Annotated in this window: 14 protein-coding genes; all 14 read right to left on the bottom strand. The window is 70.2% G+C overall.

Features of this window, described 5'->3' with window-relative positions:
- Positions 1–11 precede the first annotated feature (11 nt).
- Positions 12–401: an NUDIX domain-containing protein gene (locus AB0305_RS14970; RefSeq protein ID WP_364135535.1), complete on the bottom strand. Its 390-nt coding sequence runs from the start codon at positions 399–401 to the stop codon at positions 12–14.
- Between the two features lie 134 nt (positions 402–535).
- Complete coding sequence (locus AB0305_RS14965) at positions 536–2,755, bottom strand: primosomal protein N' (protein ID WP_364135533.1); 2,220 nt, start codon at positions 2,753–2,755, stop codon at positions 536–538.
- Positions 2,756–2,904: 149 nt separating this feature from the next.
- Entirely contained in the window at positions 2,905–4,140 is a 1,236-nt protein-coding gene (metK, locus tag AB0305_RS14960; RefSeq protein ID WP_290257755.1) for a methionine adenosyltransferase, read from the bottom strand.
- Between the two features lie 78 nt (positions 4,141–4,218).
- Complete coding sequence (locus AB0305_RS14955; RefSeq protein WP_364135529.1) at positions 4,219–5,505, bottom strand: bifunctional phosphopantothenoylcysteine decarboxylase/phosphopantothenate synthase; 1,287 nt, start codon at positions 5,503–5,505, stop codon at positions 4,219–4,221.
- A gap of 26 nt (positions 5,506–5,531) precedes the next feature.
- On the bottom strand, positions 5,532–5,795 hold the full coding sequence (gene rpoZ / locus AB0305_RS14950) for a DNA-directed RNA polymerase subunit omega (protein WP_138769242.1): 264 nt from the start codon (positions 5,793–5,795) through the stop codon (positions 5,532–5,534).
- Between the two features lie 44 nt (positions 5,796–5,839).
- The gene (gene gmk / locus AB0305_RS14945) at positions 5,840–6,409 is read right to left on the bottom strand and encodes a guanylate kinase (RefSeq protein WP_290257752.1); all 570 of its coding nucleotides are present in this window, start codon (positions 6,407–6,409) and stop codon (positions 5,840–5,842) included.
- 19 nt (positions 6,410–6,428) lie between these two features.
- The gene (gene mihF / locus AB0305_RS14940; RefSeq protein WP_364135525.1) at positions 6,429–6,761 is read right to left on the bottom strand and encodes an integration host factor, actinobacterial type; all 333 of its coding nucleotides are present in this window, start codon (positions 6,759–6,761) and stop codon (positions 6,429–6,431) included.
- Between the two features lie 115 nt (positions 6,762–6,876).
- On the bottom strand, positions 6,877–7,743 hold the full coding sequence (gene pyrF / locus AB0305_RS14935; protein ID WP_364135522.1) for an orotidine-5'-phosphate decarboxylase: 867 nt from the start codon (positions 7,741–7,743) through the stop codon (positions 6,877–6,879).
- Positions 7,736–11,059, bottom strand: a complete 3,324-nt coding sequence (carB, locus tag AB0305_RS14930; protein WP_364135519.1) for a carbamoyl-phosphate synthase large subunit — start codon at positions 11,057–11,059, stop codon at positions 7,736–7,738. The genes pyrF and carB overlap by 8 nt, the downstream gene beginning before the upstream one ends.
- Entirely contained in the window at positions 11,059–12,246 is a 1,188-nt protein-coding gene (gene carA, locus AB0305_RS14925; RefSeq protein WP_364135817.1) for a glutamine-hydrolyzing carbamoyl-phosphate synthase small subunit, read from the bottom strand. The genes carB and carA overlap by 1 nt, the downstream gene beginning before the upstream one ends.
- Before the next feature lie 88 nt (positions 12,247–12,334).
- Positions 12,335–12,853: a hypothetical protein gene (locus AB0305_RS14920; RefSeq protein WP_364135516.1), complete on the bottom strand. Its 519-nt coding sequence runs from the start codon at positions 12,851–12,853 to the stop codon at positions 12,335–12,337.
- On the bottom strand, positions 12,853–14,202 hold the full coding sequence (locus AB0305_RS14915) for a dihydroorotase (protein WP_364135513.1): 1,350 nt from the start codon (positions 14,200–14,202) through the stop codon (positions 12,853–12,855). Before AB0305_RS14915 ends, AB0305_RS14920 begins: the two co-directional genes overlap by 1 nt.
- The gene (locus AB0305_RS14910; protein ID WP_364135510.1) at positions 14,202–15,200 is read right to left on the bottom strand and encodes an aspartate carbamoyltransferase catalytic subunit; all 999 of its coding nucleotides are present in this window, start codon (positions 15,198–15,200) and stop codon (positions 14,202–14,204) included. The genes AB0305_RS14915 and AB0305_RS14910 overlap by 1 nt, the downstream gene beginning before the upstream one ends.
- Positions 15,197–15,808, bottom strand: coding sequence for a bifunctional pyr operon transcriptional regulator/uracil phosphoribosyltransferase PyrR (gene pyrR, locus AB0305_RS14905; protein ID WP_364135507.1), 612 nt, complete (start codon positions 15,806–15,808; stop codon positions 15,197–15,199). Before pyrR ends, AB0305_RS14910 begins: the two co-directional genes overlap by 4 nt.
- Positions 15,809–15,925 lie beyond the last annotated feature (117 nt).

Raw genomic sequence — 15,925 nt, 5'->3', positions numbered from 1 at the left:
TCCAGATCTGCCTAAAGGGGTCGCTGTTCGCGGCGCTTCCGTTCCGCAAATCCCGAGATCACCTGTGCGTCGTTGGCGTGGTAAGTCCTCCAAGCGCTGCCGACGTCAACCCACAGGGCGGGTTGGTCCGCCTCCGGAACGAGGCGGGCCGTCCCAGGGCTGGCGATCGACCAGTAGGAGAGGTTCAGCGTCGGCGGCCAGTCGTCCCGGTAGGACCGGACAGCAGCGAAGGCCGGGACCGCGGCGACCTCAAGGACGAGCCCGGTCTCCTCGGCCAGCTCCCGTACGGCGCCCTCACGGGAGGTCTCCCCCGGTTCCACCTTCCCGCCCGGCGGTACCAGCCCTCGCCAGGGATGATCCACCACGAGGAGTCTCAAGTAGTCGGGCGAAAAAACCCACACATCTGCCGCCAGGGGTGCTGCTCCGCCATCCACACGCTTCGGAACCAACGCTCCGCCCCGTCCTCAACCTTCTCGGCCGCGGCAAGGTCACGCAGCGCCGCGGCAACGGCGTCGGGGCCATGGACGGGCGTCATCTACAGCACGTCCACGCCGTCGAGCCGGACCTGCACCGGGTCGTCGCTTCGCTTGGCCGCGGCGGCCGCCTTAACGGCCCGCAGCGCCTTAGTCACTTCGGCTGCCTGGGCGTACGGAATGAACAGCAGCGTCCGGACGTCTTCGCCGCGGGACGCGCCGCCGGCCTGGACACCCAGCCCACCGGCACCCGGAATCCCCGCACCCGGCACGCCCGGCGCCGGAAACCCGGAGCCGGGAAGCGGCGCCGGTCCGGCGGTCCGCAGCGTGATGCCCCGCGACGCGAGGCCGGCCTCGACGGCGGAGGTGAAATGCCCGACCGCCGTCCTTGGTCCGGTCAGGGACGCGACCCGCACCGCCGGGGGCAGCGACAGTTCCTGCCGGAGTCCGAGTTCCCGGCCGGCATAACCGGCGGGATCCCAACGCAGCAGCGCACCCACGCCCGCGGCGTCGTCGGCGGTGATCACCACCAGGCCGCCATCGGCGGCGGGCCGGACCAGGGCGGCGGCATTGAACCAGCGGCGCACGGCGTCCTCGCCCGCCCTAAGGTTCTCGCGGCGCAGCAGGGAATCTCCGTCCAGCAGTAGCGCGGCGGCGTATCCGCCCGCCGCCACGGGCTCGGCTCCCACGGTGGCGACCACGAGGGCCTTGGTGTCCGGGACGGTGGCCAGGACCCGGTCACCGGACGAGTTCAGCACGGGTTTGCCGGGGAAAGCGCGGCCCAGTTCCTCCGCGGTCCGGAGCGCCCCGGTGGCGCCCCGGCGGAGCTGAGTGCCGTTGCAGGTGGCACACCGCCAATGACCCGCCGCGGTGGAGCACCAGCGGCAGACCGGGACGGCGCCGCTGCCGGCGGGTCCGTTGATGGCCAGCGGGCCGTTGCAGGCGGTGCAGCGGGCCGGTTCGCGGCAGCGCTCACACGCCAGCGACGGCGCATACCCGGCGCGGGCCACCTGCACCAGTACCGGTCCGCGTTCCAGGCCCTCCTTCGCCGCACGCCATGCCGCGCCGGGGAGACGGGCGATCCGGGCCAGCGGGTCGCGCTCCTGCTCGAAGCTGTCCGCGGTATTCACCACACGCGGCACGGTCCGGCGCACCACGGTGCGGTCCGCTTCGACGGGAAGTGCCCAGCCGGACTCCACCAGCCGCTGGGTCTCCGTGCTACGGGCGTGCCCGGCGAGTAGGCAGGCCGCCCCTTCGTGCACCGCCCGCAGCAGGAGCACCTCGCGCGCATGGGCGTACGGCGCCCGTTGTTCGATGTGCAGGTCGTCCCCGTCGTCCCAGCAGACCACCAGTCCGAGGCGGTGCACCGGGGCGTAGGCGGCCGACCGCGTCCCGACCACGACGCCTGCCGCCCCGCTGAGCACCCGCAGGAAGTTCCGGTAGCGCGGGGTGGGCCCGTCGTCGGCGGTCAGCCGCGCCACGTCCGCGGCGGGCAGCAGCTCCAGGAGCGCCGCCTCCACCCGGTCCAGGTCCCGGTAGTCGGGTACGACGACGACGGCGCCCCGGCCAGAGCGGCGCACGGCCGCGACGGCTTCGGCGATCAGCCGGGGCCACGCCGCGGGGCCGAAGCCTTGCAGCGCCGAGAGCACCGCACGGGGCGACTCCCCCGCGCCCAGGTGCTGCAGGAACGCACCGCCGTTGCGGTAGGCGGACCAGCCCGAGGGCGGCAGAACTGCCGCCGGTGCCGCCTTGTCCGGCGGGAGTGCCTCAGTCCCGGCATCCTCGGGCACGGGTTCGGTAAACAGAGCCGGGTCCAGGTCACCGCCGGGGGCGAATTCCTTCTCCAGCCTCGCCATCCGCGGCGGCACGGCAACGCGCAGGACGTCACTGACGGTGCCGGCGTAGCGGGCCGCGACGCGCTCCGCCAGCGCTGCCACCCCGGGAGTCAGCACGGGCACCGGGGAAACCACCTTGTGCAGCGGCACCAGCGCATGCCCGGCGTCGGAGGCGGCTACGCGTTCCAGCAGGAAGCCGCCAAGCTCCTGCCCGCCAAACTTGACCTTCACCCGAACGCCGGGCCGGGCCGCAGCGTCCAGGTCGGCGGGCACGCTGTAGTCAAAGGGCCGGTCCAGGTGCGGCAGGAAGCTCTCCAGCTGCACCCGTGCCACGGGAAGTTCGGCGGCCAGGGCGGGACCCGCCGCGGCGGCGGAGGCCGGGAAGCCCTGCAGGAGGGAGAGCTGGAAGGGTTCTTCCGGCGCGGCGGGGCGGCGTGACTCGCTCACGGGTCTCTCTCCTTTCCCAGGTGCTTCGGGCCGGCACAACGGCATTCAAAAGGCTGCGGACGCGGCCGAAAAGGCCGGTTAAAACAGGTAGCCAGGCCGCCGGTTGGCGGCCTGGCTACAGCACATCACAGAGCACTGACAATGTGGAATCAGGCGTTGAAGAAGGCCTTCAGCGCGTCCACGCGGTCCAGCCGCTCCCAGGTGAAGTCCGGTTCGTCGCGGCCGAAGTGGCCGTGCGCGGCGGTCTTGGCGTAGATCGGGCGCTTGAGGTCGAGGGCGTCGATGATGGCGCGCGGGCGCAGGTCGAAGATCTCGGAGATCGCCTCGCTGATGCGTGCCGGGTCCACGGTCTCGGTGCCGAAGGTTTCCACGTAGGTGCCCACGGGGCGGGCCTGGCCGATCGCGTAGGCGATCTGGATCTCGGCGCGTCGGGCCAGGCCCGCCGCCACCACGTTCTTGGCAACCCAGCGCATGGCGTAGGCTGCGGAGCGGTCCACCTTCGACGGATCCTTGCCGGAGAAGGCGCCGCCGCCGTGGCGGGCCATACCGCCGTAGGTGTCGACGATGATCTTGCGGCCGGTCAGGCCGGCGTCGCCCACCGGGCCGCCGATCACGAAGGCACCGGCGGGGTTGAGGATGTTGCGTGACCGGGAGGTGTCCAGGTTGGACATGGCCATCACCGGGTTCACCACCTGCTCGGCGAGGTCGGCCCGGAGCTGGTCAAGGCTGGCGCCCTCGGCGTGCTGGCTGGAGATCACGACGGTCTCGAGCGAGACCGGACGGTCGCCGTCGTAGCCCACGGTCACCTGGGTCTTGCCGTCGGGGCGCAGGTAGTCCAGCTGGCCGGACTTGCGGACCTCGGTGAGGCGCTCGGAGAGCCGGTGCGCCAGCCAGATCGGGACCGGCATGTAGGAGGGGGTCTCGTCGCTGGCGTAGCCGAACATGAGGCCCTGGTCGCCGGCGCCCTGGAGGTCGTAGTCGTCCTCCTGGCGGCCTTCGCGGGCCTCGATGGAGTTGAAGACGCCGCCGGCGATGTCGTTGGACTGCTGGCCGATGGAAACCGAAACGCCGCAGCGGGCGCCGTCGAAGCCGTTGGCGGAGGAGTCGTAGCCGATGCCCAGGATCGTCTCGCGGACGATCTGCGGGATCTCGACGTACGCGTCGGTGGTCACCTCGCCGGCAACGTGGACCAGGCCGGTGGTGGCGAGGGTTTCGACGGCGACCCGGGACTCAGGGTCCTTGGCCAGCAGGGCGTCGAGGATGGCATCGCTGATCTGGTCACAGATCTTGTCCGGGTGTCCCTCCGTCACGGACTCGGAGGTGAAGAGCCGGAGCGAGGCGGGCGTGGACCCGTGAAAGTCTGGGATGTGCAGCGGTAAAGTCACTCAACTACCTTACTGGTTGGGAACGGGCATACAGCGGCGCGTGACCTCCGGTGAGGGAGACCTTGCTAACGCCGGGTGTCAGGCGGGCGGTTGCACCCGGCTCAGCTCGGCGCTGACGCGGTCGATCACGGCAGCAGCGACATCGGACTTGCTGCCCGACGCCTCTTGGGGTTCGGAGCCGGAGCGGGCAAGGATGACTACGGAATTGGTGTCCTGGCCGAAGACCTCATCGCGGCCCACCTGGTTGACCACCAGGAGGTCGCAGCCCTTGCGCCGCAACTTGGCCTCGGCGTACTCGAGGACCCCGCCGTCGGCGTCGCCGGTCTCGGCGGCGAAGCCCACAATCAGCTGGTTGCGGGATGCGGTGTCGCGGACCTCCACCAGTTCCTTGAGGATGTCCGGGTTGCGGACCAGGGTGATGACCGGGTCGGCGGTATCGTCGCGCTTCTTGATCTTGGTCCCGGAGGTTTCGGCCGGGCGGAAATCGGCGACGGCGGCGGCCATGATGATGACGTCCGACTCGGCGGAGGCGCGCAGGGCGGCCTGCCGGAGTTCCAGCGCGGTTTCCACGCGGACGACGTCGACCCCCTCGGGCGCGGGGACGTCCATGTGCGCGGCGAGCAGCCGGACCTTCGCGCCGGCGTCGCGGGCGGCGGCGGCGAGAGCCACGCCCTGCTTCCCGGAGGAGCGGTTGCCAAGGAATCGGACCGGGTCCAGTGGTTCACGGGTACCGCCGGCACTGATGGTGACCCTGGTGCCGGCCAGCGGGCCGGGGCCGGAAGCTGTGGGGCCGGCAGGGCCGGGGGCCGCAGCACGCTCCGGGGCGTCGGGGATGCCGGAGGATTCGGCCAGCGCCATGGCGGCGGCGAAGATCGCGGCGGGTTCGGGCAACCGGCCGGGGCCGGAGTCGGCGCCGGTGAGGCGACCCGAGTCGGGCTCGAGAACGGTGATGCCGCGGGAGCGCAGGGTCTCGACGTTCGCCTGCGTGGCCTGGTGGCGCCACATCTCGGTGTGCATGGCGGGGGCCATCAGGACCGGCCCGCCGGCCATCAGCAGCGTGTTGGTGAGCAGGTCGTTGGCCTGCCCGGTGGCGGCGCGGGCCAGCAGGTCGGCCGTCGCCGGCGCCACCACGATCAGCTCCGCCTCGTGGCCGAGCCGGACGTGGTTGACGGTGTGCACGTCGTCGAAGACGCTGTTGCTCACCGGGTGCCCGGAGAGGGCCTCCCAGGTGGCAACCCCCACGAACCGGGTGGAGGCGTCGGTGGGGATGACGGTGACGTCATGACCGGCTTCAGTAAAAAGCCGGAGGAGCGATGCCGCCTTGTAGGCGGCGATCCCTCCCCCGACTCCGAGGACTATGCGCACGTGACCTCCGTCAGGCAGCAGAGCATTTACTCTGCGGCGGCCTCGATCGGCGTGGAAACGAGCTTGCCTTCGTTGATCTCGCGCAGGGCGATGGACAGCGACTTCTCGTTCAGCTTGGTGTCGACCAGCGGGCCGACGTACTCGAAGAGGCCCTCGTGCAGCTGAGCGTAGTAGGCGTTGATCTGGCGGGCACGCTTGGCACCGAAGATCACCAGGCCGTACTTCGAGTCGGCTGCCTTCAGCAGTTCGTCGATCGGCGGGTTGATGATGCCTTCAAGGTTCGTGGACACGAATTCTCCAAATTCTTACGGGCCGATACGTCCCGTGGCCGAGGTTACGGGTTCGGGGTCAGCCCCATGAGTGAAACAAGCTCGTCAGCTGCACGGCGAACGTCGTCGTTGACCACGGTGTGGTCAAACTCCGGTTCAGCAGCAAGTTCTAGTTTAGCGGTTTCCAGCCTTTGCTGCTGTTCTTCCGCGGATTCCGTGCCGCGGCCCACCAGGCGGCGGACCATTTCGTCCCAGCTCGGCGGGGCCAGGAAGACGAACTGTGCGTCCGGGACGGCCTGCTTGACCTGGCGCGCGCCCTGCAGGTCAATCTCCAGGAGGACGGAGCGTCCCTCGGCGATGGCGGCGTCCACGGTGGAGCGGAGGGTGCCGTAGCGGTTGCGGCCGTGCACCACGGCCCATTCCAGCAGTTCGCCCTTCGCCACCAGCTCGTCGAACTCGTCGGCGGTCTTGAAGAAGTAGTGCACGCCGTCCTGCTCTCCCGGACGCGGTTCGCGGGTGGTGGCGGAGACCGAGAGCCAGACGCCCGGGTAGTTGTCCCGGATGTAGGTGGACACGGTGCCTTTGCCGACGGCGGTCGGTCCGGCGAGGACTGTCAGTCCGGGTTTCTTGCTCACATATTCCTTTAGCGGTGCTTTATTTCGAACGGGGCTGCTTCTCGTCTATAAAATCTACCAGCGCAGCGCGTTGGTGGGTTCCCAGCCCCCGCACCCGGCGGGAGGCCGCGATGCCGAGCCGCTCCATGATCGCCGCGGCACGCACCTGGCCGATGCCGGGCAGGGCCTCGAGCAGTTCCACCACCCGCATGCGTGCCACCGCCTCGTCCGTTTCCGCGGCGCCGAGCAGTTCGGTGATGGACAGCCGGCCCGACTTCAGCCGCTCCTTGGCTTCGGCCCGGGTAACCCGGGCGGCGGCAGCCTTGCGCAGGGCATCGGCACGCTCCTGCGGCGTGAGGGGTCGCAAACTCACTGGGGTCCTCCCTGCGTAGCTGTTCCCGAACCTACCCTTTGGCAGCGTAGGAACGCAATGGAGGACCCCGGCCTCACCGCCCCCTGAACCCGCACGGGAGCGGTTCAGCCCGGTGTCAGGCGGTCCGCAGCCCGTCGAGGGTACGCTGGGCCGCGGCCCGCAGGCCGGCGGTGTCCGGACCCGCGGCCAGGATGTCCCGGCTCGAGGTCCCGAGGACCTGGCCGTAGGCGGCACCGAAGGTCCGCTTGAGGTCGGCGGGAGTGGCTCCCTGGGCGCCCAGGCCAGGGGCCAGGATGGGGCCGCGGACGGCTTCCAGGTCCAGGCCGAGGTCGGTCAGGGCCGAACCCACGGTGGCGCCGACGACGAGGCCCACGGAGCCCATGGCGCCGTCGTAGCGCCGGTTCTCCCCGGCCGCTGCGGTGACGATCCGCCGGGCCACGGAGTCCGCCCCACCCACGTGCTGCACGGAGGCGCCTTCCGGGTTGGAGGTCAGAGCCAGGACGAAGACACCCCTCCCGGCCTCAGCCGCGAGGTCCAGGGCCGGGCGCAGCGATTCGAAGCCCAGGTAGGGGCTAAGGGTGACGGAGTCGGCGGCCAGGGCCGAGCCGTCCCGCAGCCACGCGTCGGCGTAGGCGGCCATGGTGGAGCCGATGTCGCCGCGCTTGGCGTCGGCGATGCTGAGCACTCCCCCGGCGGTGCATTCGGCGAGGGTGCGTTCCAGCGCGGCCATGCCGGCAGAGCCGTGCCGTTCGTAGAGCGCCACCTGCGGCTTCACCGCGGCGGCGAGCGGACCCACGGCCTCCAGCACGGTGAGCGAGAAACGTTCGACGCCGGCGGCGTCGTCGTTCAGGCCCCAGGCGCTCAGCAGCGCCGGGTGCGGGTCAATACCGACGCAGAGCGGGCCGCGCACGGCCATGGCCCGGCCCAGCCGGGAGCCGAAGGACTCCCGGCCGGCCGTGGTGTCCGTGCCCTGCTCAGGCATGCTGGGCCGCGGTCCGGGCGGCTTCCTGCGATTCGGCGAGGGCCGCGGCGTGCTCCTGCAGGCTGGTGACGGACCATTCGTAGGTCCGCATCGCCTCGATCGCCTGCACCGCGGCGTTGAACTCGGCCACGGTCGTGATGCAGGGGATGCCGATGGACGTCGCGGCGGCGCGGATCTCGTAGCCGTCGCTGCGGGCCTCGCCACCGGAGGGGGTGTTGAAGACCATGTCGATCTCGCCGGCGACGATTAGGTCCGCGATGGTCCCTTCACCCTCGGCGCTGCTGCCCTCGGCGACCTTGCGGACCGGGGTGGCCTGCAGGCCGTTGCGGCGCAGCACGTCGGCGGTGCCGCCGGTGGAGACGATCTCGAAGCCGAGGTCGGAGAGGCGCTTGACCGCCATGATGACGGCGCGCTTGTCCCGGTTGGCGACGGAGACGAACACCTTGCCCTCGGTGGGAAGCGCGTTGTTGGCCCCGGCCTGGCTCTTGGCGAAGGCGGTGTCGAAGTGCTTGTCGATGCCCATGACCTCGCCGGTGGAGCGCATTTCCGGGCCGAGCAGGGAGTCGACCACCTTGCCCTCGGGGGTCCGGAACCGGCTGAACGGCAGCACGGCTTCCTTGACGGCGACGGGGGCGTCCAGCGGAAGGGTGGACCCGTCACCGGACTCCGGCAGCATCTTGTAGGCGCTGCGGAGCTGGTTGATGGTGACGCCGGCGCCGATCAGCGCGGCCGCCTTGGCCATCTGCACCCCGGTGGCCTTGGAGACGAACGGCACGGTGCGCGAGGCGCGCGGGTTCGCCTCGAGCACGTAGAGCACGTCGGAGGCCAGCGCGAACTGGATGTTGATCAGGCCGCGGACGCCCACGCCCTCGGCGATGGCCCGGGTGGCGGTCCGGACCCGGTCGATCACGTTGTTGCCCAGGGTGATCGGGGGCAGCACACAGGCGGAGTCACCGGAGTGGATGCCGGCCTCTTCGATGTGCTCCATGATGCCGCCGAGGTACAGGTCCTTGCCGTCGAAGAGGGCGTCGACGTCGATCTCGACGGCGTCCTCGAGGAACCGATCGATCAGCACCGGGTGGTCCGGGGTGATCTCGGTGGCGTTGGCGATGTAGCGGGAGAGGTTGGCCTCGTCGTAGACGATCTCCATGCCGCGGCCGCCCAGGACGTAGGACGGGCGGACCAGGACCGGGTAGCCGATCTCGTCGGCGATCTTCTTGGCATCCTCGAAGGACACGGCGGTGCCGTTCTTCGGGGCGATCAGGCCGGCCTCGTCGAGGACGCGGGAGAAGGCGCCGCGGTGCTCGGCCAGGTCGATCGCCTCCGGGGAGGTGCCGAGGATCGGCACGCCGGCGTCGGCCAGCTGCTGGGCGAGCTTGAGCGGGGTCTGGCCGCCGAGTTGGACGAAGACGCCCATGACGCCGCCGGTGCGTTCCTCGGCCGCGATGACCTCAAGGACGTCCTCGAGGGTCAGCGGTTCGAAGTAGAGCCGGGTGGAGATGTCGTAGTCGGTGGACACGGTCTCCGGGTTGCAGTTGACCATGACGGTCTCGTAGCCGGCCTTGCGCAGCGCCATCGAGGCGTGGACGCAGGAGTAGTCGAATTCGATGCCCTGGCCGATCCGGTTCGGACCGGAGCCGAGGATGATGATGGAGGGCTTGGCGTGCAGCGCAACCTCGTCTTCCTCGTCGTAGGAGGAGTAGTGATACGGGGTGTACGCGGCGAACTCGGCGGCGCAGGTGTCCACGGTCTTGTAGACCGGGCGGATGTCCAGGGCCTGCCGGACGCCGCGGACCACGGCCTCCGGGTTGTGCGTCAGGGCGCCGATCTGGGCGTCGGAGAAGCCGTGCCGCTTGGCGCGCTGCAGCATCTCCTTGGTCAGGGCGGTGGACTGGCGGATCTCGAGGGAGATCTCGTTGAGCAGCTGCAGCTGGTCCAGGTACCACGGGTCGATCTTGGTGGCCTCGAAGAGCTGCTCCACCGTGGCGCCGCCCAGCAGGGCGCGCTGGACCTGGTGCAGGCGGTCGGTGGTGGGGCGCTTGGCCTTCTCGACCAGTTCCGCAACCTCCCACTCCGGGACCGGGGTGAAGTCCAGCTGCGAACCCTTCTGCTCCAGGGAGCGGAGGGCCTTCTGCAGGGCCTCGGTGAAGTTGCGGCCCATCGCCATGGCCTCGCCCACGGACTTCATGGTGGTGGTCAGCGTGGGGTCCGCGGCCGGGAACTTCTCGAACGCGAAGCGCGGGACCTTGACGACGACGTAGTCCAGGGTCGGCTCGAAGGACGCCGGGGTCTTCTGCGTGATGTCGTTCGGGATCTCGTCCAGGGTGTAGCCGAGCGAGAGCTTGGTGGCGATCTTGGCGATCGCGAAGCCGGTGGCCTTGGAGGCCAGGGCCGAGGAGCGGGAGACGCGCGGGTTCATCTCGATGACGACGACGCGGCCGGTGTCGGGTTCGACGGCGAACTGGATGTTGCAGCCGCCGGTGTCGACGCCGACCTCGCGGATGACGGCGATCGCGATGTCGCGCAGCCGCTGGTACTCGCGGTCGGTCAGGGTCAGGGCCGGGGCGACGGTGATGGAGTCGCCGGTGTGGACGCCCACCGGGTCGAAGTTCTCGATCGAGCAGACCACCACGACGTTGTCGTTCTTGTCGCGCATCATCTCGAGCTCGTACTCCTTCCAGCCGAGGATGCTCTCTTCGAGCAGCACCTCGGTGGTGGGGCTGTACTGCAGGCCCTGGCCGACGATGCGGCGCAGGTCGCCCTCGTCGTAGGCGAGGCCGGAGCCGAGGCCGCCCATGGTGAAGGAGGGCCGGACCACCATCGGGTAGCCCAGGTCTTCGGCGGCCGTGAGGGCCTCGTCGATGGTGTGGATGATGTGGCTGCGGGCCGATTCGGCGCCGCAGCGCTCCACGACGCCCTTGAACTTTTCCCGGTCTTCGCCGAGTTCGATCGCGGCGATGTTGGCGCCGATCAGTTCGACGTTGTACTTCTCCAGGACGCCGTTCTTGTCCAGGGCGATCGCGGTGTTCAGCGCGGTCTGGCCGCCCAGGGTGGGCAGGACGGCGTCGGGGCGTTCCTTGGCGATGATCTTCTCGACCACCTCGGGGGTGATCGGTTCGATGTAGGTTGCGTCGGCGAACTCCGGGTCGGTCATGATGGTGGCCGGGTTGGAGTTGACGAGGATGACGCGCAGGCCTTCGTCCTTGAGGACGCGCAGTGCCTGGGTGCCGGAGTAGTCGAATTCGGCCGCCTGGCCGATCACGATCGGGCCGGAACCGATGACCAGGACGCTCTTCAGGTCAGTTCTCTTGGGCATTACTTCTTGTCCTCAGTCTTGGAGTCGGTGGAGGTCGTGGTGCCGACGTTCGCGGCCGCGGTCTTCGTGCTCTCCATCAGGTCGATGAAGCGGTCGAAGAGGTAGGCGGCGTCGTGCGGGCCGGAGGCCGCCTCGGGGTGGTACTGGACCGAGAAGGCGGGGATGTCCAGGCAGTTCAGGCCCTCGACGACGTCGTCGTTGAGGCTGACGTGGCTGACCTGGACGCGGCCGAAGCGCTCCTCGGGGGCCACCGTGTCGCCCGCCAGCGGGGCGTCGACGGCGAAGCCGTGGTTCTGCGAGGTGATCTCGACCTTGCCGGTGGCGCGGTCCATGACCGGCTGGTTGATCCCGCGGTGGCCGTAGCGCAGCTTGTACGTGCCGAAGCCGAGCGCACGGCCGAGGATCTGGTTGCCGAAGCAGATGCCGAAGTAGGGCAGCTTGGCGTCCAGCACGGAGCGGAGCAGGCCCACCTGGGTGTCGGCGGTGGCGGGGTCGCCGGGGCCGTTGGACATGAAGACGCCGTCGGGGTTGACGGCCTTGACGTCCTCCAGGGTGGCGGTGGCCGGCAGGACGTGGACCCGGACGCCGCGCTCGGCGAACCGGATGGGGGTCATGCGCTTGATGCCAAGGTCGATCGCGGCGATGCTGAACCGCGGCTCGCCTTCCCAGCCCCAGTCGGCGGGCTCGACCGTGTAAGCCTCGTCGACGCTGACCTCCTCGGCCAGGCGGGAGCCTTCCATGGGGGCGCTGGCGAGGACGGCGTCGACCAGTTCCTTGTCCGTCGCGCGGGCGGCGTCGCCGGAGAAGATGCCGGCGCGCATGGTCTTGTGTTCGCGCAGGTGGCGGGTGATGGCGCGGGTGTCCACGCCCTGGATGCCGACAACGCCCTGCTCGGTGAGCTCCTCGTCCAGGCTCCGCTCGGAGCGCCAGTTGGAGGGGCGGCGGGCGGCGTCGCGGACGACGTAGCCGGCCACCCAGATGCGGCGGGACTCGGCGTCGTCCTTGTTGACGCCGGTGTTGCCGATGTGAGGCGCGGTCTGCACCACGAGCTGGCGGGCGTAGGAGGGATCCGTAATGGTCTCCTGGTAGCCGGTCATGCCGGTGGCGAAGACGGCCTCGCCGAGGGCGGTGCCGGTGGCGCCGTAGCTGCGGCCGCGGAAGATGCGGCCGTCCTCGAGGACAAGCACGGCGGGCTCCGGCGCGGCGGGGACGCCGGCGGCGGTCCCGGACTCGGACTTGTCTTGCTCTGTTGCGATCACTGGTTGCGTCACGTCGTTACTTTCCACTTTCGGCTTCTGCCTGGGGGGCAGCGGAGATCAAATCATTGAGAACGGTCAGGAGGGCGGTCTTGTCCTCGGCGCGGCGGCTGCGGAATCCGGTATCCAGCTCGCGGGTCCCGAGCATCCAGCTCAGGACCAGGAGCCCGTCCTGTTCCACGAACTTGCCGGCCATGCCGCTTTCCTGGCGTACGCCGGTAAGGCATTCCACGGGGATGAAGAGCGGACCCGCGCCGGCGCGGTCAAAGAGGACGCCGTCGCGGTGCACGGAGAGGCCGGCGTTGGTGCGCAGGCCGAGCCCATGGACGGCGATCCGGTCCAGCCAGTCCCCCGCGGTGGTGGTGGCCACGTACTGGCCCTCGGCCTCGGCCAGGGCCGGGCCAAGCGCGTCGGGGGCCTCGGGCAGCGCCGGGATGTCCGCCTGGCGTCGGAGCCGGTTGCGCCAGCCCAGCCCGATCAGCACCAGCGCCACGGCCACCAGGACCAAAACCAGGAGCAGCGAGAGTTCCTTGACCATCAGGGGCGCCCCGCCGTGTCCGCGGCGTCCCAGCGGTAGGGGGTGTTCAGCGCGCCGTCGAGGACGGTCGGGTGGCCGTGCAGGAAGGTGGCCATCACCTTGCCCGGGAGTTCCCGGCCGGCGAATGGAGAGTTGCGGCCCATGGTTGCCATCTTAGAAGGGTCAACGCTCCAGCGCGCAGCCGCGTCCACCAGGATGACGTTCGCGGGTTCCCCGGCCTCCAGCGGCCGGCCCTGGTCTTCCACCCGGCCGATCGCGGCGGGGGTGGTGGAGGTCACGCGGGCGAAGTCGGCCCAGTCCATCAGGCCGGTTTCGATCATGGTGTGCTGGACGACGGAGAGGGCGGTCTCCAGCCCGGTCATGCCCATGGCCGCCTGCGCCCACTCGCACTCCTTGTGCTCGCTGGGGTGCGGGGCGTGGTCGGTGCCGACCACGTCGATGGTGCCGTCGGCGAGGGCGGCGCGCAGGGCCTGGACGTCCTCGTCGGTGCGCAGCGGCGGGTTGACCTTGTAGACGGGGTCGTAGCTGCGGACCAGTTCGTCGGTGAGCCAGAGGTGGTGCGGGGTGACCTCGGCGGTGACGTTGATGCCGCGGGACTTGGCCCAGCGGATGATCTCGACCGACCCGGCGGTGGAGACGTGGCAGACGTGCAGGCGGGAGCCGACGTGCTGGGCCAACAGGACGTCGCGGGCGATGATGCTTTCCTCGGCCACCGCGGGCCAGCCGGCGAGGCCGAGGACGGCGGAGACGGCGCCCTCGTTCATCTGGGCCCCGGCGGTGAGCCGGGGTTCCTGCGCGTGCTGGGCGACGACGCCGTCGAACGCCTTGACGTATTCGAGGGCGCGGCGCATCAGGACCGGGTCGCTGACGCAGATGCCGTCGTCGGAGAAGACCCTGACCCGGGCCCGGGAGTCCGCCATGGCGCCGAGTTCGGCGAGCTGCTCGCCGGCCAGGCCGACGGTGACGGCGCCGACCGGGCGGACGTCGGCCCAGCCGGCGGTGCGGCCCAGGCTGAAGACCTGTTCGACGACGCCGGCGGTGTCCGCAACGGGGTTGCTGTTGGCCATGGCGTGGACGGCGGTGTAGCCGCCCAGGGCGGCGGCGCGGGTGCCGGTCTCGACCGTTTCGGCGTCCTCGCGGCCGGGTTCGCGCAGGTGGGTGTGGATGTCCACCATGCCCGGCAGTGCGACGAGGCCGTGCGCATCAATCACGGTGACGCCGTCGTCGTTGGCGAGGTCGGTGCCGCGGGCGGCGATGACGCCGTCGCGGATCAGCAGGTCTTCGGCCGGGCCGCCGAGGATCGAGGCGCCACGGATGAGGTAGCTGCCGGTCTGGTGCTGCGGTGCCATCAGTGGCTCTCCTTGGAGTGGGTGGGGGCTGGCTCGCGGGTGTCGCCGGAGAGCAGCAGGTACAGGGCGGCCATCCGGACGGACACGCCGTTGCGGACCTGGGCCAGGACGGTGGAGCGCGGCGAATCGGCGGCGGCGGAGGAGATCTCCAAGCCGCGGTTCATCGGGCCGGGGTGCATGATGATGGTGTCCTTCAGGCCCAGGGTGTCCAGGGCGCGGAGGCGGTTGTCATCGAAGCCCCAGCGGCGGGAGTACTCCCGGGTGGTGGGGAAGAACGAGGCGTTCATCCGCTCCCCTTGGACCCGGAGCATCATCATCGCGTCGACGCCGCCGGCGAGGGTCTGGTCCAGGTCGTAGCTGACGGTGCAGGGCCAGTGTTCGACGCCGATGGGCAGCAGCGTGGGCGGCGCGACGAGAGTGACCTCTGCGCCGAGGGTGCGCAGCAGCCAGACGTTGGAGCGGGCCACCCGGGAGTGCAGGACGTCGCCGGCGATCGCGACGCGCATCCCGGTCAGGTCCGCCCCGGTGGAAGGGACGCCGGCGAGCTTCGACCAGTGCCGGCGCATGGTGAAGGCGTCCAGCAGGGCCTGGGTGGGGTGTTCGTGGGTGCCGTCGCCGGCGTTGATGACGCCGGCGTCGATCCAGTCCGTGGCGGCGAGCCGGTGCGGGGCGCCGGAGGCCCAGTGCCGGATGACGACGGCGTCCGCGCCCATCGCGGCGAGGGTCTGGGCGGTGTCCTTGAGGGATTCGCCCTTGGAAACGGAGGAGCCCTTGGCGGCGAAGTTGATCACGTCCGCGGACAGCCGCTTGGCGGCGGCCTCGAAGGAGATCCGGGTGCGGGTGGAGTCCTCGAAGAAGAGGTTGACCACGGTGCGCCCGCGGAGGGCGGGGAGTTTCTTGACCTCGCGGTCGCCGACGGCGGACATTTCCTCCGCGGTGTCGAGGATGCGGATCGCGTCTGCGCGGCTGAGGTCCCCGGTGGAAAGCAGGTGCCTCATGCGGTGGCCTCGACGGCTGCCTCGATGACGACCTCGTTGACGGGGCGGCCGTCCGCGCTGTCGGTTTCCTCGAGCCGGACCCGGACCTTCTCGGCGGAGGAGGTCGGCAGGTTCTTGCCGACGTGGTCGGCGCGGATCGGCAGTTCGCGGTGGCCCCGGTCGATCAGGACGGCCAGGCGGACGATCCTCGGCCGGCCCAGGTCCACGAGGGCGTCGAGGGCGGCGCGGATGGTGCGGCCGGAGTAGAGGACGTCGTCGATGAGGACCACGACCTTGTTGTCGATGCCGGTGCGCGGGAGCTGCGTGGGGTAAGGGGGCCGCGTGGGCTGGTGCGAGAGGTCGTCACGGAACATGGTGACGTCGAGTTGGCCGACGATGGCGGCGGGATCCACGGACGGATCGGCGGCGGCGATCTTCGCGGCGAGCCGGACGGCCAGCGGGTAGCCGCGGCGCGGGATGCCCAGCAAGACCAGGTCCTGGGAGCCCTTGTTGGACTCGAGAATTTCGTGGGCTATACGAGTGAGTGCCCGGTCGATGTCGGCCTGGCTGAGCACGACGCGGCTCAGCTGAACCGTCGCCGGTACCGGTGATTCCGGAACAGAAGTCATCGCTCGTCTCCCCTTTCCCCGCCTCACGGGACGGAATTAAAAAAGGAACATTTGCTCTTTCAAATTACCACACGGGCCCCGGCGCTTCGGGTCTCCGGGACGCGGTGTGCATCACAC

The sequence above is a fragment of the Arthrobacter sp. NPDC080086 genome (assembly GCF_040702285.1).
The sequence above is the reverse complement of the archived record's forward strand: the minus strand, read 5'-3'. Positions and strand labels throughout refer to the sequence as shown.

Excerpts from the sequence above, each read along its gene's own strand:
- carB (WP_364135519.1), bottom strand. The coding sequence starts at position 11,059 with ATGCCCAAGAGAACTGACCTGAAGAGCGTCCTGGTCATCGGTTCCGGC.
- AB0305_RS14915 (WP_364135513.1), bottom strand. The coding sequence starts at position 14,202 with ATGGCACCGCAGCACCAGACCGGCAGCTACCTCATCCGTGGCGCCTCG.
- AB0305_RS14910 (WP_364135510.1), bottom strand. The coding sequence starts at position 15,200 with ATGAGGCACCTGCTTTCCACCGGGGACCTCAGCCGCGCAGACGCGATC.
- pyrF (WP_364135522.1), bottom strand. The coding sequence starts at position 7,743 with ATGCCTGAGCAGGGCACGGACACCACGGCCGGCCGGGAGTCCTTCGGC.
- pyrR (WP_364135507.1), bottom strand. The coding sequence starts at position 15,808 with ATGACTTCTGTTCCGGAATCACCGGTACCGGCGACGGTTCAGCTGAGC.
- AB0305_RS14920 (WP_364135516.1), bottom strand. The coding sequence starts at position 12,853 with ATGGTCAAGGAACTCTCGCTGCTCCTGGTTTTGGTCCTGGTGGCCGTG.